Annotated in this window: 22 protein-coding genes; 11 read left to right on the forward strand and 11 right to left on the reverse strand. The window is 72.6% G+C overall.

All coding sequences use genetic code 11. The features are described 5' to 3' along the window. Nucleotide 1: 1 nt before the first annotated feature. Nucleotides 2-577, reverse strand: coding sequence for a DJ-1/PfpI/YhbO family deglycase/protease (locus ASF78_RS00560; RefSeq protein ID WP_056583679.1), 576 nt, complete (start codon nucleotides 575-577; stop codon nucleotides 2-4). Nucleotides 578-815: 238 nt separating this feature from the next. Between ASF78_RS00560 and ASF78_RS00565 the strand changes: the two genes are divergently transcribed. Then, nucleotides 816-1,256 (forward strand): Hsp20/alpha crystallin family protein, encoded by a 441-nt coding sequence (locus tag ASF78_RS00565; protein ID WP_056587838.1) that lies wholly within the window; start codon nucleotides 816-818, stop codon nucleotides 1,254-1,256. 104 nt (nucleotides 1,257-1,360) lie between these two features. Here ASF78_RS00565 and ASF78_RS00570 read toward each other — a convergent pair whose 3' ends face one another. Then, entirely contained in the window at nucleotides 1,361-2,455 is a 1,095-nt protein-coding gene (locus ASF78_RS00570; RefSeq protein WP_056583680.1) for a DNA polymerase ligase N-terminal domain-containing protein, read from the reverse strand. A 79-nt stretch (nucleotides 2,456-2,534) separates the two neighbouring features. Between ASF78_RS00570 and ASF78_RS00575 the strand changes: the two genes are divergently transcribed. Continuing rightward, nucleotides 2,535-2,975 (forward strand): SRPBCC family protein, encoded by a 441-nt coding sequence (locus tag ASF78_RS00575; RefSeq protein WP_056583681.1) that lies wholly within the window; start codon nucleotides 2,535-2,537, stop codon nucleotides 2,973-2,975. A 98-nt stretch (nucleotides 2,976-3,073) separates the two neighbouring features. Next, nucleotides 3,074-3,262, forward strand: coding sequence for a hypothetical protein (locus ASF78_RS00580; RefSeq protein WP_056587842.1), 189 nt, complete (start codon nucleotides 3,074-3,076; stop codon nucleotides 3,260-3,262). Nucleotides 3,263-3,295: 33 nt separating this feature from the next. On the opposite strand, the gene ASF78_RS00585 is transcribed toward ASF78_RS00580, so the two are convergent. The 5 genes from ASF78_RS00585 to ASF78_RS00600 all read right to left on the reverse strand — a co-directional run bounded on the left by ASF78_RS00585 (nucleotide 3,296) and on the right by ASF78_RS00600 (nucleotide 8,427). Beyond that, entirely contained in the window at nucleotides 3,296-6,016 is a 2,721-nt protein-coding gene (locus ASF78_RS00585; RefSeq protein WP_056583682.1) for a glycoside hydrolase family 3 C-terminal domain-containing protein, read from the reverse strand. Nucleotides 6,017-6,164: 148 nt separating this feature from the next. Beyond that, a complete protein-coding gene (locus tag ASF78_RS22645) occupies nucleotides 6,165-7,346 on the reverse strand; it encodes a peptidoglycan-binding protein (protein WP_235518326.1) in 1,182 nt (393 codons plus the stop codon). 38 nt (nucleotides 7,347-7,384) lie between these two features. Next, on the reverse strand, nucleotides 7,385-7,546 hold the full coding sequence (locus ASF78_RS22650; RefSeq protein WP_200940499.1) for a hypothetical protein: 162 nt from the start codon (nucleotides 7,544-7,546) through the stop codon (nucleotides 7,385-7,387). A 1-nt stretch (nucleotide 7,547) separates the two neighbouring features. Beyond that, nucleotides 7,548-8,006, reverse strand: a complete 459-nt coding sequence (locus ASF78_RS00595) for a DUF6325 family protein (protein ID WP_056583683.1) — start codon at nucleotides 8,004-8,006, stop codon at nucleotides 7,548-7,550. Between the two features lie 25 nt (nucleotides 8,007-8,031). Next, entirely contained in the window at nucleotides 8,032-8,427 is a 396-nt protein-coding gene (locus ASF78_RS00600) for an SHOCT domain-containing protein (RefSeq protein WP_056583686.1), read from the reverse strand. Between the two features lie 215 nt (nucleotides 8,428-8,642). Here ASF78_RS00600 and ASF78_RS00605 point away from each other — a divergent pair, with 215 nt between their 5' ends. The 3 genes from ASF78_RS00605 (at nucleotide 8,643) to ASF78_RS00615 (ending at nucleotide 13,566) form a co-directional block, all read left to right on the forward strand. Then, nucleotides 8,643-10,904 carry a LuxR C-terminal-related transcriptional regulator gene (locus ASF78_RS00605; protein WP_156373990.1) on the forward strand — a complete coding sequence of 754 codons (2,262 nt, stop codon included), beginning with the start codon at nucleotides 8,643-8,645 and terminating at the stop codon, nucleotides 10,902-10,904. Between the two features lie 63 nt (nucleotides 10,905-10,967). After that, the gene (locus ASF78_RS00610) at nucleotides 10,968-11,210 is read left to right on the forward strand and encodes a hypothetical protein (RefSeq protein ID WP_056583690.1); all 243 of its coding nucleotides are present in this window, start codon (nucleotides 10,968-10,970) and stop codon (nucleotides 11,208-11,210) included. Then, nucleotides 11,200-13,566: an arylsulfatase gene (locus ASF78_RS00615; protein WP_056583692.1), complete on the forward strand. Its 2,367-nt coding sequence runs from the start codon at nucleotides 11,200-11,202 to the stop codon at nucleotides 13,564-13,566. The genes ASF78_RS00610 and ASF78_RS00615 overlap by 11 nt, the downstream gene beginning before the upstream one ends. Nucleotides 13,567-13,576: 10 nt before the next feature. Here ASF78_RS00615 and ASF78_RS00620 read toward each other — a convergent pair whose 3' ends face one another. Both ASF78_RS00620 and ASF78_RS00625 read right to left on the reverse strand, forming a co-directional pair. Next, nucleotides 13,577-13,759 carry a DUF1918 domain-containing protein gene (locus ASF78_RS00620; RefSeq protein WP_056583694.1) on the reverse strand — a complete coding sequence of 61 codons (183 nt, stop codon included), beginning with the start codon at nucleotides 13,757-13,759 and terminating at the stop codon, nucleotides 13,577-13,579. Nucleotides 13,760-13,788: 29 nt separating this feature from the next. After that, nucleotides 13,789-14,397 (reverse strand): FMN-binding negative transcriptional regulator, encoded by a 609-nt coding sequence (locus ASF78_RS00625; RefSeq protein ID WP_056583695.1) that lies wholly within the window; start codon nucleotides 14,395-14,397, stop codon nucleotides 13,789-13,791. Nucleotides 14,398-14,476: 79 nt separating this feature from the next. Between ASF78_RS00625 and ASF78_RS00630 the strand changes: the two genes are divergently transcribed. After that, on the forward strand, nucleotides 14,477-14,683 hold the full coding sequence (locus ASF78_RS00630; RefSeq protein ID WP_056587849.1) for a dodecin family protein: 207 nt from the start codon (nucleotides 14,477-14,479) through the stop codon (nucleotides 14,681-14,683). An 8-nt stretch (nucleotides 14,684-14,691) separates the two neighbouring features. Here ASF78_RS00630 and ASF78_RS00635 read toward each other — a convergent pair whose 3' ends face one another. Next, on the reverse strand, nucleotides 14,692-17,130 hold the full coding sequence (locus ASF78_RS00635) for a lysylphosphatidylglycerol synthase transmembrane domain-containing protein (RefSeq protein ID WP_056583697.1): 2,439 nt from the start codon (nucleotides 17,128-17,130) through the stop codon (nucleotides 14,692-14,694). A gap of 244 nt (nucleotides 17,131-17,374) precedes the next feature. Here ASF78_RS00635 and ASF78_RS00640 point away from each other — a divergent pair, with 244 nt between their 5' ends. Further along, nucleotides 17,375-17,947: an NADPH-dependent FMN reductase gene (locus tag ASF78_RS00640; RefSeq protein WP_056583699.1), complete on the forward strand. Its 573-nt coding sequence runs from the start codon at nucleotides 17,375-17,377 to the stop codon at nucleotides 17,945-17,947. A gap of 6 nt (nucleotides 17,948-17,953) precedes the next feature. Here the strand turns inward: ASF78_RS00640 and ASF78_RS00645 are convergent, their stop codons facing one another. Further along, entirely contained in the window at nucleotides 17,954-18,394 is a 441-nt protein-coding gene (locus ASF78_RS00645; protein WP_056583700.1) for a DUF1579 family protein, read from the reverse strand. Between the two features lie 141 nt (nucleotides 18,395-18,535). Between ASF78_RS00645 and ASF78_RS00650 the strand changes: the two genes are divergently transcribed. From ASF78_RS00650 to ASF78_RS00660, 3 genes are read left to right on the forward strand one after another with little or no spacing between them, the layout of a single operon-like run. Further along, complete coding sequence (locus ASF78_RS00650) at nucleotides 18,536-20,074, forward strand: phage tail sheath subtilisin-like domain-containing protein (RefSeq protein WP_056583701.1); 1,539 nt, start codon at nucleotides 18,536-18,538, stop codon at nucleotides 20,072-20,074. A 10-nt stretch (nucleotides 20,075-20,084) separates the two neighbouring features. Beyond that, entirely contained in the window at nucleotides 20,085-20,606 is a 522-nt protein-coding gene (locus tag ASF78_RS00655; protein WP_056027931.1) for a phage tail protein, read from the forward strand. Beyond that, complete coding sequence (locus tag ASF78_RS00660; RefSeq protein WP_056583704.1) at nucleotides 20,606-21,358, forward strand: hypothetical protein; 753 nt, start codon at nucleotides 20,606-20,608, stop codon at nucleotides 21,356-21,358. The genes ASF78_RS00655 and ASF78_RS00660 overlap by 1 nt, the downstream gene beginning before the upstream one ends. Nucleotide 21,359 lies beyond the last annotated feature (1 nt).

The raw sequence follows: 21,359 nt of genomic DNA on the forward strand, positions 1-21,359 counted from the left end.
ATCAGCTCTCCTGGTGGGGACTTCCCGCGAGCGCCTTCTCGACGGCCGGCAGGAAGTCGTCCAGGTCGTCCGGCCGGCGCGAGGTGACCAGGGTGAACGGACCGTCGTCGTCGACCGAGACGGACCGGTCCACCCAGGTGGCCCCGGCGTTGCGCAGGTCGGTGCGCAGCGACGGGTACGACGTGACCGTCCTGCCCTCGACCACGCCCGCCTCGGCGAGCGCCCACGGACCGTGGCAGATCGCGGCGATCGGGCGGCCGGACGCCGCGAAGGCGCGGACCGTGTCGACCGCACCGTCCTCCAGGCGCAGCGCGTCGGCATTCAGGGTGCCGCCGGGGATGAGGAGCAGGTCGAAGTCCGAGCCGGCGTCGGCGAACGTGGTGTCGGGCTGCACGGTCCGTCCGGGGGCCTTGTCGCCGACGAGGGTCTGGATCGCGTCCCTGGCCGCGGCCGCGACCACCACCGTGGCTCCGCGTTCACGAAGGTGCTCGACCGGCACGACGAGCTCGTCCTGCTCGACGCCGTAGTTGGTCACGATCGCCAGGACGCGGTAGCCGCTCAGCGTTGTCTCGCTCATGGGAGGTCCCTCGTGGACTGCTCGACGGTCAGCGCGGCTGCCTCACGACTGACGTGACGACGCTACGCCGCGGGCGATCCGAACGCGCGTTCGCCCCACGCGAACAGCCCTCCTCCACGGCTGGCACTCTGCGGGCGAGAGTGCTAATTCTTTGTCCTGTAGCCAGTCCGGCCACGGGGGCCGGACAGCACCCGAGGCCCGGACGGTCCGGCGCCTCGCCGTGAAGGAGGTGACGGTCATGGCTACGCGATTCGACCCGTTCCAGGAGTTCGACCGCCTGTTCGCCCAGGTCGCGTCGGCGGAGCGCGCCGCAGCGACGATGCCGATGGACCTGTACCGCTCCGGGGACCACTACGTGCTGCACGTGGACCTGCCGGGTGCCGACCCGGGCACGATCGACGTGAACGTCGAGGACCGCACGCTCACGATCAGGGCGCAGCGGACGCCGCGCACCGAGCAGGACGTCCAGTGGCTGGCCAAGGAACGGCCCGTCGGCACGTACGCACGACAGCTCACGGTGGGCCGGGGCCTCGCGCTCGACGCCATCTCGGCCACCTACGCCGACGGCGTCCTCACGTTGAGCATCCCGGTCGCCGAGGAGGCCAAGCCGCGGCGCATCGAGGTGCAGCACGCCAGTGACACCAACCAGATCACGGCGGAGGCGCGCGCCGACGGGTGACGGACGACGGTGGGGGCGCGCGCCGTGCGAGAGCACGGTCAGGACCCTCGGGACGCCCTGTGCGGGCGAGCCGACCCCGTGCCCCCACCGGCCGCCGGCGGTCGTCAGGACGGCACGTGGCGCCAGTCGGCCGAGCGGGCACCCGGCCGGTAGGGCGCCGCGCGCCGCTTCGCCACGATCCCGTCGAGGCCGTTGTCCGCAGCGGCCGCCAGCACCGCCGCGCCGGGCCCGTCGAACGTGGGCGGCACCCGCCACGAGCGGCCGGACAGCTCCAGTCCGTCCAGCAGGGCCCGTCGCTCGTCGTACGGGCGTCCCACGGTCGAGCGGCCCTCCAGGTGCAGCACGTCGTGGACGAGGTAGGTCACCGGGTGGGTGCGAGCGAGACGCCGTGCGGAGCCGCCGGTGACGCCCTCGCGCTCGCTCAGCCGCTCAGGATCGGGGGCACCGGTGGCGTCGAGGGCGACGAGCTCCCCGTCGAGCGCGACGACCGTGGAACCGAGCTGCTCGCCCAGGCCGGTGATCTCGGGGTAGGAGCCGGTGACGTCGTCGCCACCGGACCACATCCGCACCCGCCCGCCGTCGACGAGCGCGAGTGCGCGCACCCCGCCCCAGGCCATCTCGAAGGCCCACGTCCCGTCGTCCGGTGGTAGGTCGCCCCGCTGGGCGAGCATCGGGCGAAGGTCGGTGGGCAACGGGGTCCACGCGGGATCCGTCGGCGGGTCCATCCGGTGGACCATCCAGCTCCGGCCGTCGTCGGCGGCGCCCTTCGAGCGCGTCGCGAACAGCACGTACCGGCCCTGGACCCGCTCGCCGTGCAGCACGACCTGGACCTCGCGGTCCGTCCACTTCAGCTCCTCGTAGGTGCCGTGGTCCCAGACGGTGACCTGGCCGCCGCCGTACTCGCCCGCGCCGATCTCGCCCTCGAACGTCGCGTACTCGAGCGGGTGGTCCTCGGTGTGCACCGCGAGGTGGTTGACCTTCGGGTCGGGCGGCAGGCCCTTCGGCACCGCCCAGGACACCAGGACGCCGTCCCGCTCGAGCCGGACGTCCCAGTGCAGCGCGCGGGCGTGGTGCTCCTGGACGACGAAGGTCCGGCCTTCGACCTCCGGCGTGTCGGGGTCGGTGGCGGGGACGGGCTCGGGCGTGCGCGCGGGGTCGCGCTTCGCCCGGTACGCGGCGAGGCGCTCGGGGTCGGGCACGTGCCGAGTGTCCCGCCGACGCGGCGCCGGTGCGCGCCGGACGGGTTGCCGATCGGCCCCGGGTGGCTACCGTCGGGTGATGGCGACCGTCACCCGCGACCTGAGCTGCCCGCCGTCGGCCGTGCTGGCGGTGCTCGCCGACGGCTGGAGCTACGCCACGTGGGTCGTCGGGACGTCCCGGATCCGCGCGGTCGACCCCGCGTGGCCCGCCCCGGGCTCGACGATCGCGCACTCGGTCGGGATCTGGCCCGCGCTCCTCGACGACGTGTCGGTGTCCCGTGGCTGGGACCCGGGGCTCGGTATCGACCTGCAGGCGCGCGGCTGGCCGGCCGGTGAGGCCCACGTCAGGGTCGGGGTGCGACCGCGTGCCGGCGGAGGGTGCACGGTGACGATGTCGGAGGACGCCGTGCGCGGACCGGGGTCCCTGGTTCCCCGGCCGTTGCGCACGGCGGTCCTGGTCCCGCGCAACACCGAGTCGCTGCGGCGGCTCGCCTACCTCGCCGAGGGCCGCCCCGCGTAGTCCGCCCCCAGGGTGCGGCGAGGCCGTGCCTCGCGGACCATGGAGGCCCGGCGTCGTGCAGCGTGCGCCGGTGGCTGACCGGACTCCCGGAGGAACTGATGTGGGCCCTGCTGTTCCGTCGTGTACGGCTGATGGTCGTCGTGGTCGTCCTGCTCCCCGTCGTGGCGTCGCTCGCGCGCCGGCTCGCCGAACGGGTCGAGCGTCAGCAGGAGCACCCGACGTTCGGGTCGCGCGGTCTGCGCATCGTGGAGTCGACGGCGACGCGGGCCCGGTCGTTCCTGCGGTGAGCGCCGCGAGGACGGCCGGGCCGCGTCACCGGGTCACCGTCCGGCGCGTGCTCCCGTCCGCAGGGTGCCGGTCAGGTGGAGGTCGGTCGACGACGAGCCGACGTACACGGGGATGTCACCGCGGGGCGTGCGCCACCGGTCACGGTCGACGTCCCAGTAGGACACCGACTCCGGGCTGAGCGCGACGGTGACCTGCTTGCGCTCGCCCGGCTGGAGCGTCACCGTCGCCCAGCCCGCCAGCACCTTCGGGGCGCTCTGCACCTGCCGGGTCGGCAGGTTGCCGACGTACACCTGCACGGTCTCGGTCCCGGCGACGGCCCCGGTGTTCCGGACGGCGACCTTCACCTGGAGCGCGCCGTTCGCGGCCGGTGCGGTGCGCAGGTTGCGGTAGTCGTACGTCGTGTACGACAGCCCGTGCCCGAACGGGTACTGGGGTTCGATGCCGAACTCCTCGTACCCGCGGTAGCCCACGTAGATGCCCTCGGTGAAGAGCTGGTCGAGCCCGTCACCGGGGTACTGCTCGGGGCTGCTCACCGGCGTGCTGTCCTCGTCGACGGGCAACGTGATCGGCAGCCGGCCGGACGGGTTGACGTCACCGAACAGGATGCCTGCCAGCGCGTTGCCCTGCTCCTGGCCGCCGAACCACGAGTGCACGATCGCCGGGACCCCCTGCTCCCAGTCGGACGTCTGCACGGCACCTCCGGCGACGAGCACGACGACCGTGCGGGGGTTGGCTGCGGCGACCTGGCGGACGAGCTCGGCCTGACCGTTGGGCAGGTCGAGGTCGGGCTTGTCGCCGCCCTCGCTGGAGTAGTCGCGGACGAGCACCACGGCGGCCTGCGACGAGCGCGCGAGGTCGGCCGCGGCCTGGGCCTGCGGCGCGACGACGCCGGCCGGTGTGGTCCAGCCGAGCTGGAACACCGCTCCCGCATCCGTGCCGCCGGGTCCGTCGTTGACGTACTCGACGAGCAGCTCGTGCGTCTCACCGGCCGCCAGGTCGACGTCCACGGAGGTCGTCGAGACCTCTCCCGTCGGGTCCGCGGTGAGCACCGCGACACCGTCCAGGGTGACCGTCGCACTCCCCGTGGTGGTGACCGCGATGCCGTACGTCCCGTCGACCGGAGCGGTCAGCGTGCCGGTCCAGCGGATGGACCCCGCCATGTCCCGCGTCTGCAGCGGGAAGTGCGGCGACTGCGCGTTGAACCCCTGGAACAGGAAGAACCCCGCGTTGATCGCGGCGTAGGGGTCGGTGCGGTCCGCGATCGGCCCGGTGAAGTCCGGCTCGGCGAAATACTCGGCCCGCAGACCGTTCTCGGTGCCGGTCGACAGGAAGTCGGACGGGATCGGGTCCGGGCCGGGGATGAGCGACGCGGACGTCACGGGGTCGGCGCCGGCGACGTGCCGGACGAGGACCCCCGCCCCCGCACGTGCCTGGATGCCCTCGAGCGGGCTCACCGTGTACGTCGGCTTGACCAGCGAGCTGCCGCCCCCGGCCACGACGGTGTCGGCGTCCGCGCCGATGACGGCGATCGACCCGACGTTCGCCTGCAGGGGCAGTGCCGCCGACTGGTTCTTGAGCAGCACGGCCGACCGCTCGGCCACCTGCCGCGCGAACGCACCGTGCTCGGCCTCGGGCAGGGCCGAGACCACGGGCGGGTTGTCGAACAGCCCGAGCGCGAACATGGGCCGCAGGATCCGCAGGACGGCGTCGTCGATGCGGGAGACCGGAACCTGACCGGCGCGGACGGCGTCGAGGAGCGGCCCGCAGAAGAAGCACGCGCCCGGACCGGTCTGCGGGGTCGTGTTGCCCGGCATCTCCTGGTCGAGGCCGCCGAGGATCGACTGGACGGTGCTGTGCGTGGCGCCGTAGTCGCTCATCACCCAGCCCTCGAAGTCGAGCTGAGCCTTGAGGATCCGGTTCATGAGCTCGTCGCTCTCGCACGCGTACACGCCGTTGACCTTGTTGAACGCGCACATCGCGGAGCCTGGCCGGCCCTGCTCGACACCGATCGCGTACGGGCGCGTGTAGATCTCCTGCAGCGTCCGCTCGTCGAGGACGGCGTTCCCGCCGCTGAGCCGGTTCTCCTCCTGCGTGTACACGTTGTAGTGCTTGATGTCCGCGACGACCGGGTGCGACTGGATGCCCCGGATCTCGGCAGCGCCGATCGTGCCGGACAGCAGCGGGTCCTCGCCGAGGGCCTCGAACGCGCGACCGGCCTGCGCCACGCGGGCGATGTCGACGGCGGGGGAGAGCAGGACGTTGTGGCCGGTGCGGAAGGCCTCGTCCCCGGCGACCTGCCCGTACTGCTCGGCGAGCGCCGTGTCCCACGTGGCCGCCAGGGCGATCGGGGCCGGCAGCTGCGTGGCCTCCTGCTCGTTGACGTCGGGGTTCGCGATGCGCACCCCGGCAGGCCCGTCGGCCATCGTCAGCGCGGGGATGCCCAACCGCGCGATCGGACCGTTGTAGAAGCCGTAGAAGTTGTTCAGCTCCCCGTGGAGCATGTCCACCTTCTCGTCGAGGGTCATCTGCCGCAGCAGCGCCCTCGCGCGTCGGGTGTCGGGACCGGACTCGTCCCACCACCACTGCGACGGCAGCGACTGCACCTCGGCTTCCTGGAGGCGTTGCGTGACGGCAGCCTCGCCGTCGGGATCGTCCGGGGCCGCCGATGCGGCGCCGGCGGGGACGGCGAGCGCGAGAGCGCAGAGTACGACGAGCGCGGAACGGGACCGCGCGCGGTGGAGTCGAGAACGCATGGGACACCCCCTAGCAGTGCAGAGGTGCCTGCGAGCGTCGTTGCCGTTCGGCGGTCCTCTGCCGAACGGCCCAGTCTTCACCCGCTCCGACAGGCCGCAACCCCGAGGGGCCACAGGGCGGACACCGGTCCCACAGAGTGTCCGCGGGTCAGTCCTCGGTCGAGGGTGACGGCTCCGGCTCCTCGGTGGGCACCTCGGTGGGCTCCTCGGCGGCGGCCGCCTTCGCGTCGGCGAGGGCGCGCTGGAACGCAGCGAGCGTGGCGGCGTCGACCGTCCCCGTGACGGGGACGGCCAGGTCCGTCTGGGCAGTCCCGACCGCCGCGGTCAGGGCGTCCGTCCACTGCCCGTCGACCGGCCCGTCCCAGTACCCGGCGAGCTTGAGGGTCTGCTGGAGCGCGGCGGTCGACGCCAGGCTCGCCTGCGCGGCCGCACCGCCGGCCGCCTCGAGCTGAGCCCGCAGCGCGGCCTCGGTGGCCTTGTCCATCGTGCCGGTCTCCGGGAGCCCGGCGGCGTTCTGCAGGGCCTCGACGGCCGCGACCGTCAGCGGGCCGTAGATGCCGTCGACCTCGCCCGTGTAGTACCCCGCATCGGTCAGCTGCTGCTGGAGCGCCGCCGTGTAGGCGCTCACGGCGGCCGCCGCCTCCGCCTGCCGCTCGTCGGAGAGGCACCCGGACTGGACGAACAGCTGGATCCAGGCCATCTCGAGCGCGACGACGGCGGAGTTGAACTGCTCGGCCGCCTGGACGAGCGGGGTGTCGTCGCTGAGGCCGCCCCGAGTGGCGTCGAGGTCCTCCTGCGCCTCCTGCACCCGGGCCACGGTGGCCGGTGGCAGCGTGGCGGGTGCGTCGGTGGGCTCGGCGGGCGCCGGCTCCGGGGGCTCCTGGCCCGCGACGGTCGCCTCGGCCGCCGCGAGCGCGGCCTGTGCGTCGACGAGGTCCTGCTGCGCGTCGGTGAGCGCCTCGCGGGTGCTGACCACGGCCTCCGCCGCGTCCGTCGTCTCCGCACCGGGCGCGGTGAGGTCCTCGCCCGCGACGCGGACGTCACCGACGGTGACCGCCGTGTCGTCGAGGACGTCGCCGTAGCGGTCCAGGGCGGTGATGTAGGCGGATCCCGCGGTGCAGAACTGCGCCTCCGCGTCCGTGGCCGCGGTCTGCGCCTCGGCGAGCGCCTCCTCCTTCTCCGCGACGTCGGCCTGCGCGAGCTCCACCGGAGACCGCTCGGCCTCCGCCGTGCAGCCTGACAGGGCGACCAGGAGGCCGGCGGCGACGACGCCCGTTGCTGCCCGCCACTGACGTCGGTGCTGGTCGGCCGTGCTGATGGTCCGGTCCACGGTCCTCGTCCTCTCGATGGAGCGGCGGCTCGGAGGGCCTAGATGCGTCGGCGCCGGCCCGGTGTCACCGCAGCGGCCACCACCGCGGTCTTGGCGATCGGGGCGGGCCCCGGTGTGACTGCCTTGGCGACGACGGCGGTCTTGGCGACGGGGTGGCCGATCACGCCGACCCGCCCGATGCGTGCTGGCCTCAGTGGCATGTCAGACCTCCTGCGCTGCGAGCGCCACGTCGGCCTCGATCGAGGCGAGGATCGCTTGGATGGGGATGCGGCCGTCGGCGATCAGCTGCCCACCGGACCGGCGTGCGGCGGAGGCGAATCCGGCCGCCCAGAGGTTCTCCCAGATGAGGACCCCGGCGGTGCTGCCCGGGTCCATCGCGGCGGCGAGGTGCTCGACGTCGTCGGCCGCCAGGAGCTCCGCCAGCTCGGCCTCGAGCTTCTGCAGCTCGCCCAGCTGCGGGACGTCGGACAGCTCCAGGGCGTCGACGGAGCCGTCCTCGTTCTTCGTGAGGATCAGCACGTCGATCACGCGGATCGTCCCCGCGTCGACGAGCTTGATCAGCTCGTCGACCATCTCGCCGGTGAAGCTGCTCTGCCCCGCGGGGAACTCGACGACGACGTAGTCGACAGGCCCCAGCTGGTCCAGTGGTGTGTCAGTCACGTGCTGGCCTTCCGTCGTGCGGCCCTCAGGCGAGGGCCGCGGCCTTGAGCTTGGCGAACTCGGCCTGGTCGATCGCACCGGAGTCGAGCAGGGACTTCGCCTGCGCGATCTGGTCGGCCGGCGACGACGACGAGGTCGCGCTGCGGATGCGGTCGTCGAAGGCGGACTGTGCGGCCTGCATCTGCGCGGCCTGGCGGGTTCCCATGCCCTTTCCGCGCACGATCAGGTAGAGCAGGATCCCGAGGAACGGCAGCAGGATCAGCAGCACGACCCACAGGGCCTTGACCCCGCCGCCCGTCTCGGAGTCGCGGAACAGGTCGCTGAAGATGGCGATGAGCAGCCAGAACCAGATGACGAACAAGAAGAACTCGAGCATCCAGAGCAGGACGTCGCCGCTCCCGAACGTCGCAGAGATACCCATGACGGCCTCCTTCGTCGTGACGTGACCGTGCGGGCGTGGTGCCCGGGAGGTCGCGGGTCCGCTGTCGGGGGCCCGAGGTGATCGTGGGTCGACGCAGCAGGCCGCGGGATCACCCCTTCCTCTGATCACCCGGGTGAGCGTGTCCGGGATGACCGGTGTGTCCCCGTCGGTGTCGTGGGGTCTAGGGTGCGAACAAGCGGCCCTGGGGAGAGTTCGTGACGTACGACATCGGCTCTGAGCAGGCACGACCCGTCCGGCCGGTGTCGGACTGGGGTGTCATCCGGGCCAAGCTCGCACCGCCGCGGCTGCCGCGCGGCGTCGTCGTCCGGCCGGGCCTGCTGGACACCCTGCGCGAGGGTCGTGGACGGCGGCTGACGCTGGTGTCCGCACCCGCCGGGTTCGGCAAGACGACCCTCCTCGCGCAGTGGGTCCAGGCCGACCTCCCCGGCCGGTTCGCGTGGGTGTCGCTCGATGCGGGGGACTGCGAGCCGGAGCGCTTCTGGGCCCACGTCGCCGCCGCGCTGGCGGTCGTCGAACCCCGGGTCACGGACGTCACGGTCGCCGGGCTGCGTGCGCGTCCCCAGCGCACCGGCGACGTCGTCCTCCCGCTGCTGTACGAGGCGCTGGCCGGCGGCGGCGAGGACCTGGTGCTCGTCCTCGACGACTACCACCGCGCGGAGACCCCCGAGATCGGTGCAGCGCTCGCCGAGTTCATGCGGTACCGCCCGGAACGCGTCCAGCTGGTGGTCTCGACCCGGTCGGACCCCGCTCTGGGGGTGGCGCGGCTGCGTGCCGGCGGGGAGCTGGTGGAGGTCCGGGCGGACGCGCTGCGCTTCGACGAGGCGGAGGTGGCGAGCTTCTTCGACGGGATCGGGCTCGCGGGACTGACCCCGGCGGAGGGTCACCAGCTGGCGGAACGCACAGGTGGTTGGCCGGCCCCGCTGCGGCTGGCCTCGCTGCTCATGCCGGAGCGCGGGCGGGCCACGTTCATCGAGCAGTTCTCCGGGGCGAGCCGGCACGTCGTCGACTACCTCGCGCAGGACGTGCTCGACCTCGTCGACCCGGCCACCCGTGACTTCCTGCTGCAGGTCTCCATCCTCGGGCGGTTCACCGGGGCGCTGTGCGACGCGGTCGCCGGGACCACCGGCTCGGGCGCGCTGCTGGCCGACCTCGAACGGGCGAACCTGTTCATCTCGGTGGACAGCACGGGGGAGTGGTACCACCCCCACCAGCTGTTCACCGAGGCGCTGCGGGTCGAGCTGACGCGGACCCGTCCCACGCTCGTGCCGGTGCTGCACGCGCGCGCCGCGGCGTGGCTCGAGGCGGCCGGCGACCTCGAGGCCGCGACGGACCACGCGATCGCGGCGCACGACGTTCGCCTCGCGTCACGTCTGGTTGCCGGGCAGGTCCAGCCGATGTCGGCGGGCGGGCGCAGCGCGGGCATCCGGCGGTGGCTTGCGGCGCTCTCCTGGCCCGAGGCGCTCCGTGACCCGGAGCTCGCGTTCGTCCGGGCCGTGGCAGCAAGCCTGGCGAACGAGCTCGACGAGGCGACCCACTGGCTCGACGTCGCCCGGTCGGGCGACCCGCTGGCCCTGGACGCGGGCGGGCTGCCGCTCGGGTTCCGGGTGGACTTCCTGACCAGCGTCATGGGCGTCAACGACGTGGAGCAGGCCCGGGCCGCGGCGCAGCGGGCGATCGACGCCGCACCGAACCCCAGCTGGCACGGCATCGCGCTGGCCTGCCTCGGGCAGGCGCAGTACCTGGCGGGCCAGGGGCCGGAGGCGGTCGCGACGCTGCGGGTCGCGGTGGGGGGGATCTCCGACGCGAACCCGATCATGCTCGCGTTCGCCGTCGGGAACCTCGGCCTGGCGGAATCCGCGGCGGGCGCCGAGCCGCACGCGGACCCGCTGCTGGACCGCCTGACCGACGTGCTCCGTGCGGCGGGCGCCGACCGGTCCGTCCCCGCCGCCCTCCTGCTGCTCGCGCAGGGTGAGCGGTCCCGCCGGCTGGGCGACCCGCAGGGTGCACTGGGCGGGCTGCGCCGCGCGATCGACATCCTGGAGGACATGCCCCGCAGCGCGTGGCTCGCCAACGCGTTCCTCCTGCTCGCCGCTGTGGAGCGCCTCGTCGGCCACGGCCCGGACGCGCTCGAGGCGGTCGACCGCGCGCAGGGGATCCTCGACCGGCTCCCCGACCCCGGCGCACTCGTCGCGCGTTCGACGGAGCTGCGTGCCGCCCTGGCGGCACCGGTCCGGCACGCCGCGGAGTTCGGCGAGGAGCTGTCCGAGCGGGAGGTCGTCGTACTGCGCCTCGCGGCGGACGGGCTCCAGCAGCGCGAGATCGCCGACCAGCTCTTCATCTCCTACAACACCGTGAAGTCCCACCTGAAGGCCGCCTACCGCAAGCTGGGCGTCGCGTCCCGCGAGGCAGCGATCGCCCGGCTGCGGCAGCTGGACGGCGCTCCGGCTCCCCGCTGACCACCCGGGTGAGCGGCCGGGCGGGTGGTCCCTCCTCGGCCCGCGGGTGCGCACGATGTCCGGGTGATGCTCTGCACGATCGTCGTCGCCGGTGAGCTCGACCCCCGGTTCGGCGACGCCGTGGAGGGGATGACGCTCACCGCCGCCGAGGGCCGGACCGAGCTCGTCGGCACCCTGACCGACCAGGCGCACGTCCAGGGGGTCCTCCACCAGCTGTTCGACCTGGGGCTCGAGGTGCTCTCGTTCTCGACCGCCCCGGCGAGCGCTGCCGACGGCCCAGTCCCGAAGGAGAGTCATGAGCGCTGACCGGCACGCACGGACGATGCTGCCCATCCCGGACCGGCCCGCGCCGGGGCTGACCACGTACGACGCGAAGGACCCGGACACGTCGTACCCGCCGATCGAGCCCCTGCTGCCACCCGAGGGTGCGCCGAACGTGCTGATCATCCTGCTCGACGACGTGGGCTTCGGGGCGTCCAGCGCGTTCGGCGGCCCGTGCGCGACACCGAACGCCGAGCGCCTCGCGGCGCGCGGGCTGAAGTTCAACCGGTTCCACACCACGGCGCTGTGCGCGCCGACCCGGCAGGCCATGCTGACCGGTCGCAACCACCACTCGGTCGGCATGGGCAGCATCACGGAGACGGCGACGTCGGCGCCCGGGAACAGCTCCCTGCGGCCGAACACCAAGGCGCCGCTGGCGATGACGCTCAAGCTCAACGGGTACTCCACCGCGCAGTTCGGCAAGTGCCACGAGGTCCCGGTCTGGCAGTCGTCCCCGATGGGGCCGTTCGACGCGTGGCCGTCGGGCGGTGGCGGCTTCGAGACGTTCTACGGCTTCATCGGCGGGGAGAACAACCAGTACGACCCGGCCCTGTACTCCGGGACCACCCCGGTGGAGCCCCCGCGGTCGGCCGAGGAGGGCTACCACCTGACCGAGGACCTCGCGGACCACGCGGTCGGCTGGGTGCGCCAGCAGAAGGCGCTGATGCCTGACCGGCCGTTCTTCCTGTACTTCGCACCCGGCGCCACGCACGCCCCGCACCACGTCCCGGCGGAGTGGATCGAGAAGTACGCGGGCCGGTTCGACGAGGGCTGGGACGTGGAGCGGGAGCGCACGTTCGCGCGCCAGAAGGAGCTCGGCGTCGTCCCGGCGGACACCGTCCTGACCGAGCGGCACGCCGAGATCCCGGCGTGGGCGGACATGCCCGACGAGCTCAAGCCGGTGCTGGCCCGGCAGATGGAGGTGTACGCCGCGTTCCTGGAGCACACCGACCACCACGTCGGTCGCCTGCTCGACGCCATCGAGGACCTCGGGGTGCTCGACGACACGCTGATCTACTACGTCATCGGCGACAACGGCGCCTCGGCCGAGGGCACCGTGAACGGTGCGTTCAACGAGATGGCCAACTTCAACGGCATGGCCGCGCTGGAGACGCCGGAGTTCCTGGTCTCGAAGATGGCCGAGTTCGGCTCGCCCTCGTCCTACAACCACTACTCGGTGGGCTGGGGGTGGGCGATGAACTCCCCGCTGCAGTGGACCAAGCAGGTGGCCTCCCACTGGGGCGGCACGCGCAACGGCACGATCGTGCACTGGCCGCGGGGGATCACCGAACCAGGCGGGTTGCGGTCGCAGTTCACGCACGTCATCGACGTCGCCCCGACGATCCTGCAGGCCGCGGGTCTCCCGGAGCCGACCGTGGTGAACGGCGTGCAGCAGTCGCCCATGGAGGGCACCTCCATGCTCTACACGTTCAACGAGCCCGACACCCCGGAGCGGCACGACCTGCAGTACTTCGAGATGTTCGGCAACCGAGGCATCTACCACCGTGGCTGGAGCGCGGTCACGAAGCACAAGACCCCGTGGGTGATGGTCGGTGGCACCGTGCCGGAGTTCGACGACGACGTCTGGGAGCTGTACGACGGGCGCACGGACTTCAGCCAGGCGCGCAACCTCGTCGCCGAGCACCCCGACAGGCTGGCCGCGCTGCAGCGGCTGTGGCTGATCGAGGCCACCAAGTACAACGTCCTCCCGCTGGACGACCGCACCGGGGAGCGACTCGAGGCGAGCATGGCCGGGCGGCCGACCCTGATCCGAGGGACGTCCCAGCAGTTCTTCGCAGGCATGGGACGCCTCTCGGAGAACAGCGTGGTGAGCGTCAAGAACCGGTCGTTCTCGGTGACCGCCGAGATCGAGGTGCCGGCGGGCGGGGTGCAGGGTGTGCTGATCGCCCAGGGGGGCCGCTTCGGCGGGTGGAGTGTCTACGTCACCGGCGGCAGGCTCAGGTTCTGCTACAACGTGCTCAGCATCCACGAGTTCACCGTCACGGCCGACGTGCCGGTCCCCGCGGGCACGCACCAGGTCCGCATGGAGTTCGCCTACGACGGCGGTGGGCTGGCCAAGGGCGGCGACGTCACGCTCTTCCACGACGGTGCGGCCGTCGGCACGGGGCGGGTCGCCATGACCCAGCCGATGGTGTTCTCCGCCGACGAGACGACCGACATCGGCTACGAGTCCGGGACCACGGTGAGCCCCGACTACACGAACGCGACCAGCAGGTTCACCGGCCGGATCCACTGGGTCCAGGTCGACGTCGGCGACGACGGCCACGACCACGTCATCGACCCTGAGGAACGGATGCGGATCGCGATGGCGCGGCAGTAGCCGGGACCCGTCAGGTCGAGGTCCGCACCACCGTCAGGTCCGGTCCCGGGTAGACGAGCGACTCGTGCCCGTCGTCGAACCGCACGACGTACGGGCCGTCCGCGCCGCGGGCCTCGATCACCGTGCCACCGCGATCCGCCGCCCCGACCGTCCGGCCATGGATGACGACCTTGTCCCCGACCTCTGCGTGCATCGTCGATCACCTCCCGACCCAGGCTAGGACTACTCCCGCCCGTGTGCTCGGCGCATCTCCTCGGCCAGGGCCGGGTGGGTGGGGTCGAGGTGGGCGATCACGTTCCGGACCACGTCGGGCGGCTTGTTCTGGCTGAGCTTGGCCCGGGCGTCGAACCGGGTGACGCGCAGGCGCAGGCCGACCGTTCCCTTCGCGATGCGGCGGGTGCCCTCCTCGTCCTCGTCGAGGCTGCGGCCGCCGGGCCGGCCGTGCTCGAAGTGGTCGGTGAGCAGCGCCAGCATCGCGTAGTTCTCGTCGTCACCCAGGATCTCCGGCGTGCCGTACAGGTGCGCCGTGACGTGGTTCCAGGTGGGCACGAGGTCGCCCGGCGGGTACCAGCTCGGGGAGACGTAGTCGTGCGGACCCTGGACGATCACCAGGACCTCGTGCTGCCCGAGCTCGTGCAGGGTCTCGTCGGGACGGCCGAAGTGGCTCACGAGCGTGATGCCGTCGGCGTCGCCCTCCTCCACCAGCACCGGGTAGTGGGAGGCGACCAGCCCGGTCGACGCCGGCGAGACGAACGTGGCCCACGGGTGCTGGCGGACCAGCCGCTTGACCTCGCCCTGGTCGGTCAGGAGGAACCGCGGGGTGTGGCGCATCAACGATCTCCCTGTGGTGGTGCCGACCGGCCGCGACCAGTATGGGGTCGTCGGTTCCGAGCGAGGAGAGGCCATCACCATGAGCGTGTACCGAGTGATCGACGTCATCGGGACGAGCACGTCGTCCTGGGAGGCCGCCGCGGCCGAGGCGATCAGCACGGCCGGGGGATCGCTGCACGACCTGCGGGTGGCGGAGGTGACCAAGCAGGACGTCGTCGTCGGGGAGGCCGGGGACCTGTTGTACCGGACGCGGCTCCAGCTGTCGTTCAAGTACAAGCCCGAGTAGGCCGACCGTCAGACGTACTCGTTCCGGCGCAGCCAGCGCATCGCGGCCGCCCCCCAGATCGGGGGGAGGTAGAACGTGATGAGCCGGAACGTGATCGCCGTGGAGACGGCGATCGCGCTGGGCACCCCGATGGCCTGCAGGCCGACGGTGAAGCCCGCCTCGGTGACGCCCATGCCCCCGGGTACGGGCATCAGTCCGGCGAACAGGCTCACCGCGGTGTTGATGAGGATCAGCTGCGAGAAGTGCGCGGTCTGCCCGAACGCCTGCAGGCACAGGGCCAGGACGCCGGCCTGGAGCAGCTGTGCCCCGAGGTTGCCGCCGAGCATCGCGGACACCTTCGCCGGCTTGCGCAGCACCCCGAGCGCGGAGTGGGCCGCGCGCGCCTGCTCCGCGATCGCCGCGCGGATCTTCGGGATCCGGGCGGTGACCCGGTGGCGGAGCCGGGGCACGGCCAGGGTGATGAGCACGGTGAGGACGACCAGCGCGATCAGCACGACGAGCAGCGAGGGGCTCGTGGAGCCGGAGTCGCCGCTGGTCGACCCGGTCGAGAGGCTCGACGTGAACCCGGGCAGACCGCTCACGACGATGATCAGGATGAGGGACGCCTGGACGACGAAGCCCGTGACGCTGTCGATGAGCCCGAACGACAGCGCCGACCCGGCGGGGATCCCGAACTTCTGGAAGAAGCGGACCTCCAGCGCGAGGCGGGCGGCCGACGACGGGAGCACGAGGGAGATGAACTGGATGGAGTACTGCAGCATCAGGACCGGGACGTACCGCAGCCGCGCGAGCGCTGCGCCGAGGGTCGCGCCGGCGAGCGCCGTCTGGATGAACGGTGAGAGCAGCAGTGCCGCGACGAGCCACACCCAGTCCGCGGACGCCAGCGCGTCGGCGACGCTGGCCAGGTCGACCCCGGCGAGCATCGTGACGACGACGTACACGATGAGCGCGGTCAGGAGCAGGGTGCCGACCGACCTCGGCGTCACGCGCCGCAGGCGCTCCAGTGGTGGCTCCTCGACGCCCGCGGCGGCGACCGCCGCCGCGCGCAGCTCGTCGAGGGTCCAGGTCCCCGCACGGACGTCCGCGCGTGTCCCGCGACCGAGCGCCGCGGACTGCAGGTAGGGCAGCACGTCCGCGAGCCCGTCCGTGCCGACGGCGGTGACCGCCGCGGCGAGCGCCCGGTCCGGTCCGACGACGAGGGCGGTGCAGACGAGGAGCCGCGCCTGGTCGGTGCGGACGTCACCCTCGTCGGCGGCCCGGCCGGCCGCGTCGAAGTCGGCCAGCGCGGGGGAGCCGTCGAGCCGGACGACCACCCGGCTGCTGTCGATCCGCCCGTGCGCGATCCCGGCGCGGTTCAGCCCGACGACTGCTCGCCACATCCCGGCGAGCAGCTCGTCGTCGAGCGTGCCGGCATCGAGGTCGCCCAGGGACGCACGCGGGCTGGTGGTGACGAGCAGGGCGTCGCCCTGGTCGGCCACACCGACCGCGACGACGTCGAGCGTCGGCACCCCCGCCTTCGCCGCCAGCAGCGTGAAGAGGGCCTCGTGCTCGACCCGGGAGCGTCGCGTGCCCCAGATCTGCGCGCGCTCGCCGCGGCGGGTCAGGGCCGTCCACAGCGAACCGACGAGCTGGCTGTCCCACGCGTCCCGTCCGTAGACCGTGACCCTCAGCTCGGCGTCCTGCTCCGTGCGGGCGACCAGCAGGTCCACGGCTGTCGGGTCCGGGGACGCCGAGACCGAGGTCGTCGGCACGCCGAGGTCGGCCAGCGCGACCTGGACCTGCGCGTCGGTGAGGCGCCCCTGCGGCGACCCCAGGACCAGGTGGGTGATGGCCGCGGCCGCGATCCCGACGGCGATCGCGGCACTGGCCCCGATGAGGTTCGTCGCGTTCAGCCCGATCGCCGCCACGGCACCCAGACCGATGACGACGCGGCTCGCGTACCGCCAGGGCCGGGCGAGGTGCGGGGACGCCGTGACGATGATCGCCGTGAGGATCGCGACCCGGCTCGCGACGTACACGACCGGCGGGCCCGACGACACCAGCCCGTCGACGATGGCGGACGGATGCGTCCCGGCGAGGGCACCGACGCCGATCGCGGCGCCGAAGGCGAGGGCGGACGCGGTGGCCTGGTCGACCAGGAGCCGGCGCCGGCCCCGGCTCGCCGCGGCGAGCGCGACGACCCCGACCGCCCACAGCGTCATGACGGCGTAGACGACGCTCCACAGCCAGCCGAACAGCGGCTGCAGCCACGCGAGCAACGTGTCCAGCGCTGCGTCGGCGCCCGACGGCCCCGGCGCGGCGAGCGCGAGCACCCCGAGGGCGAGGATCGAGACGACGAGCAGGAGGATGTCGGTGGGCCGGCGCAGCCGCGGGGCGCCCGCGGCGGACGACCAGACGCGAACGAATCCGTTCAGTCGCGTGCGGGTCCGTTCCGCTCGGTCAGCCATCGAGCCTCCTGGGCACAACGACGAAAGGGGACCTTGGCCTTCGGAGGTCTGCACCGTGCGGACCTGCGGTGAGCGTACCGCGGCGCTGACCAGCAGGTTCGTGTTTCGCCACCGATCCGGGCCACGTGCCGTGCGACATCGTTCGCACGACCTCCACGCCCGTCCTACCGTGGTCGGGTCAGCCCTCTCCACGTCGACGTCGGCGGCCGGGCTCACGACTGCGGTCGCCGGGATCGGAAGAGCCATGTCGCGCAGCTACACGGTCGGGTACTTCGTCGGGAGCCTCTCGTCCACGTCCATCAACCGCGTCCTGTCCCGGGCGCTCATCGCGCTCGCACCCGCCGATCTCGAGTTCGTCGAGCTGCCCATCGGGAACCTCCCGCTGTACAGCCCCGACTACGACGCCGACTACCCTCCCGAGGCCCGCGCGCTGAAGGAGGCGATCGCGGGTGTCGACGCGGTCCTGTTCGTGTCCCCGGAGTACAACCGGTCCATCCCGGGCGCCCTCAAGAACGCCATCGACTGGGCGTCTCGACCCTGGGGGCAGAACTCGTTCGACCACGTGCCGGCCGCCGTCATCGGGGCGTCCGTCGGGGCGATCGGCACGGCCGTCGGCCAGCAGAGCCTGCGCGCCGTCCTGAGCTTCTGCAACGCGCGCCAGATGACGTCGCCCGAGGCCTACATCCAGTACTCGCCCGACGTGTTCGCGCCCGACGGCAGCGTCGGCGACGACGCGACGGCCGAGTTCCTGCGGACCTACATGCAGGAGTTCCACGACCATCTGGTGCGGGTCCTGACGGTCCTGCCGCGCGGTTGAGGCCGCTCAGCGCATCGGCTGGAGCGCGAGCTCGACGACCTGGTACGGCTCGTGGCCGGGCACGACGTTGTGCATGGTGAGGACCGCGTCGCCCGGCCGGACGTGGATGTGCCAGCCCCAGTCCGGACCCGACTCCGCGGGGTAGGAGCCCCGGAGCCGCAGCTCGCCGTCCTCGATGCCGCCGGTGAACGTCATCCAGGTCGGCCCGGTGTGCCACGAGTCCACCCAGACGCCGGCCGCGTCGTCGTCCCCGCCCAGCAGCAGGAGCCCGTCCTGCGGGGCGTCGCCGTCCGACCATGTGTACGCGATCGAGACGAACCGGGCCGCCGTCACGCCGATCGTCGCGGTCGCGGTCGAGGACCGGAACTCGTCGGTGGGCATGAGACGGAGGCGGTTCGTGCCCTGCCAGCGGCCCAGCAGCGGCGTGAGGTGGTCGACGACGCCCATGCCTGACAGTAGCGAGCCCGGCCGTCCGACCACCCTCCCGGGCCCGATCTGCGGGGTCGTGACGGCGGGGTGACGCCGGGTTGACGCACGGTCGCGAGTCTCGTCAGCGCGGGGACGTACCGCGTCACGAAGGAGCACTCCATGACCATCACACCCACCTACCCCGGGGTCTACATCACCGAGGTGCCGAGCGGGAACCGCACGATCACGGGTGTCGCGACCGCCATCACGGCGTTCGTCGGTGTCGCGGCCCGTGGACCCGTCGACGAGCCCGTGCCCATCTCGAGCTTCGCCGAGTTCGAGCGAGTGTTCGGCGGCCTGTCGCGGGGTCGCGGGCTCGGCTACGCCGTCCGGGACTTCTACCTCAACGGAGGCGGTCCCGCGCTCATCGTCCGGGTCGTCGCCGCGGATGCCGCGGTGGCGACGTTCGACGTCGACGGTCTGGGGCTCGAGGCGAGCGGGCCGGGAGCCTGGGCCAACACGCTGCAGATCGCCGTGTCCACGCTCCCGGCGGGGGAGGCGGCCGAGGTCGCCGACGCCCAGGGCGTCACCGCGGCAGACCTGTTCACGCTAGCGATCCACGACGGGGACCCGGCGTTGACCGACCCCGTCGAGGTGTTCCGCAACGTCACGGTGGTCGACGGTCCTCAGCGCGTGGACCGCGTGCTCGACGCCTCCCAGCTGGTCACGGTCGACGGTGCGCTCCCCGCCGCCGCCCCCGGAGCGGCGAGCTACGCGGTGGACGTCGTGGGCGCCGACGGCGCGGCCGTCGACGCGGACGACTACGTGGGCGCCGGTTTCCAGGCGGCCAAGCGTGGCCTGTACGCGCTCGAGCTGGCCGACCTGGTCACGATCGTCGTGATCCCCCCACCGACGCCGACCGGTGACCTGCCGGACGGCGTGTGGGCACCGGCCCTCGCGTACGCGCAGGAGCGTCGCGCGTTCCTCGTCATCGACCCTCCCGCGGCGCTCGTCGCCGAGGACGCCACGGACTATGCCGCCGGCACCCTCGGCCTCGTCGGCACCGTGACGCGCAACGCAGCGCTGTACTTCCCGCGGATCCGGCACGCCGACCCGCTGCGCAACGGCGCGATCGACACGTTCGCGCCGGGCGGCGCGATCGCGGGCGTCATGGCGCGCACGGACGGCTCACGCGGCGTGTGGAAGGCCCCCGCGGGCCTCGAGGCCGGCCTCACCGGCGTCGTCGACCTCGCCGTCAGCCTCACGAACGACCAGAACGGCACGCTCAACCGAGCGGGCGTCAACGCGCTGCGCACCTTCCGCGAAGCCGGCTCCGTGGTCTGGGGCGCACGAACTGTCCGCGGCGCCGACTCGCTCGCCGACGACTACAAGTACGTCCCGGTCCGCCGGCTCGCCCTCTTCCTGGAGGAGAGCCTGTACCGGGGCACCCAGTGGGTCGTCTTCGAACCGAACGACGAGCCGCTGTGGGGCCAGATCCGCATGTCCGTCGGCGCGTTCCTCCAGGACCTCTTCCGCAAGGGCGCGTTCCAGGGGGCGACGCCGCGTGACGCGTACTTCGTCAAGTGCGACGCGGAGACCACCACGCAGTACGACATCGACCGCGGCATCGTCAACATCCAGGTCGGCTTCGCGCCGCTCAAGCCGGCCGAGTTCGTCCTCATCTCCATCCAGCAGAAGACAGCCGCGGCGGCGGCGTAGGAGGCCTCTCGTGGCTGAGTTCACTGTGAACGCCGGCCGTTTCGACCCGTACAAGAACTTCAAGTTCCGGGTGAAGTGGGACGGCAGGTACGTTGCGGGCGTCGCGAAGGTCGGCGCCCTGAAGAAGACCACCGAGGTGGTCAAGCACCGCGCGGGCGGTGATCCGTCGAGCTCGCGCAAGTCGCCCGGACGCACCGAGTTCGAGGCGATCACCCTCGAACGGGGCGTCACGCACGACGTCGAGTTCGAGGCGTGGGCCAACAAGGTGTGGAACTTCGGCTCCGGGCTCGGTGCGGAGGTCTCGCTGAAGGACTTCCGCAAGGACGTGATCGTCGAGGTCTACAACGAAGCCGGCCAGCTCGCCCTCGCCTACCGGGTGTTCCGGTGCTGGGTCTCGGAGTTCCAGGCCCTGCCGGACCTCGACGCCAACGCCAACGCCGTCGCGATCCAGACGATCAAGCTCGAGAACGAGGGCTGGGAACGCGACTACGCCGTCACCGAGCCCACTGAGCCGACGTTCGTCGAGCCGTGATGCACGCGCGGGCGGTCGAGGCAGCGCCTGCGCACCTGACGTCCGCGCACGCGACGCTCACCCTGTGGGAGGCGCTGACCTCGACCGTGCCGGCGGCACGTGGCGCCGTCGTGCTGACCGCGCGCGGCACCGTCGCGGACGTGGCCTCGGCGTGCGACGCCCCGTTGGCCGCCTCGGCCGCGGCAGCGCTCGACGAGCTGCGCGAGCGGAGCGGGCCGACTCTCGCCACCGTGCTCGGGTGCCCCACCTGCGGGCAGGTGCTCGACGTCCCGCTCGACCTCCGGGCACTGGCCGACTCGGCGCAGAGCGCCCACGACGAGTCGGACCCGCTCGAACGCCGCGTCGCCTGCGCGTCGGGCGAGGTCGTCGTCCGCGCACCGACGACGAGCGACGTCCTCGACGCGATCACGTCGTCCGACCCCGCACGACACCTGCGGGAACGCTGCGAGACCTGGCCCCCCGGCGCCGGCACCACCGACGACGACCTCGCGCAGGTCGCCCGCGCAGCCGACGACCTCACGGGACTCGCGGCCGCCACCGTGCGCGCCTCCTGCCCCGGGTGCGGTCAGGACGTCACGGCCGACGTCGACGTCGTCGACCTGCTCACCGACCAGGTCACCGAGCAGGCACGCACGCTGCTCGCCGACGTCGCCGAGCTCGCCGCCGCGTACGGCTGGTCGCAGGACGCCGTGCTCGCGATGACGCCCGTGCGGCGACGCGCCTACCTCGACCTCGTACGAGCGGAGTGGTGAC

Origin of the sequence: Cellulomonas sp. Leaf334 (assembly GCF_001424195.1) — a bacterium.
In the GTDB taxonomy this organism is placed as follows: Bacteria; Actinomycetota; Actinomycetes; order Actinomycetales; family Cellulomonadaceae; genus Cellulomonas.

Excerpts from the sequence above, each read along its gene's own strand:
- ASF78_RS00630 (WP_056587849.1), top strand. The coding sequence starts at position 14,477 with ATGAGCGTGTACCGAGTGATCGACGTCATCGGGACGAGCACGTCGTCC.
- ASF78_RS00600 (WP_056583686.1), bottom strand. The coding sequence starts at position 8,427 with ATGGGTATCTCTGCGACGTTCGGGAGCGGCGACGTCCTGCTCTGGATG.
- ASF78_RS22650 (WP_200940499.1), bottom strand. The coding sequence starts at position 7,546 with ATGCCACTGAGGCCAGCACGCATCGGGCGGGTCGGCGTGATCGGCCAC.
- ASF78_RS00615 (WP_056583692.1), top strand. The coding sequence starts at position 11,200 with ATGAGCGCTGACCGGCACGCACGGACGATGCTGCCCATCCCGGACCGG.
- ASF78_RS00620 (WP_056583694.1), bottom strand. The coding sequence starts at position 13,759 with ATGCACGCAGAGGTCGGGGACAAGGTCGTCATCCATGGCCGGACGGTC.
- ASF78_RS00650 (WP_056583701.1), top strand. The coding sequence starts at position 18,536 with ATGACCATCACACCCACCTACCCCGGGGTCTACATCACCGAGGTGCCG.
- ASF78_RS00645 (WP_056583700.1), bottom strand. The coding sequence starts at position 18,394 with ATGGGCGTCGTCGACCACCTCACGCCGCTGCTGGGCCGCTGGCAGGGC.
- ASF78_RS00580 (WP_056587842.1), top strand. The coding sequence starts at position 3,074 with ATGTGGGCCCTGCTGTTCCGTCGTGTACGGCTGATGGTCGTCGTGGTC.
- ASF78_RS00660 (WP_056583704.1), top strand. The coding sequence starts at position 20,606 with ATGCACGCGCGGGCGGTCGAGGCAGCGCCTGCGCACCTGACGTCCGCG.
- ASF78_RS00575 (WP_056583681.1), top strand. The coding sequence starts at position 2,535 with ATGGCGACCGTCACCCGCGACCTGAGCTGCCCGCCGTCGGCCGTGCTG.
- ASF78_RS00640 (WP_056583699.1), top strand. The coding sequence starts at position 17,375 with ATGTCGCGCAGCTACACGGTCGGGTACTTCGTCGGGAGCCTCTCGTCC.
- ASF78_RS00625 (WP_056583695.1), bottom strand. The coding sequence starts at position 14,397 with ATGCGCCACACCCCGCGGTTCCTCCTGACCGACCAGGGCGAGGTCAAG.
- ASF78_RS00585 (WP_056583682.1), bottom strand. The coding sequence starts at position 6,016 with ATGCGTTCTCGACTCCACCGCGCGCGGTCCCGTTCCGCGCTCGTCGTA.
- ASF78_RS00560 (WP_056583679.1), bottom strand. The coding sequence starts at position 577 with ATGAGCGAGACAACGCTGAGCGGCTACCGCGTCCTGGCGATCGTGACC.
- ASF78_RS00565 (WP_056587838.1), top strand. The coding sequence starts at position 816 with ATGGCTACGCGATTCGACCCGTTCCAGGAGTTCGACCGCCTGTTCGCC.
- ASF78_RS00635 (WP_056583697.1), bottom strand. The coding sequence starts at position 17,130 with ATGGCTGACCGAGCGGAACGGACCCGCACGCGACTGAACGGATTCGTT.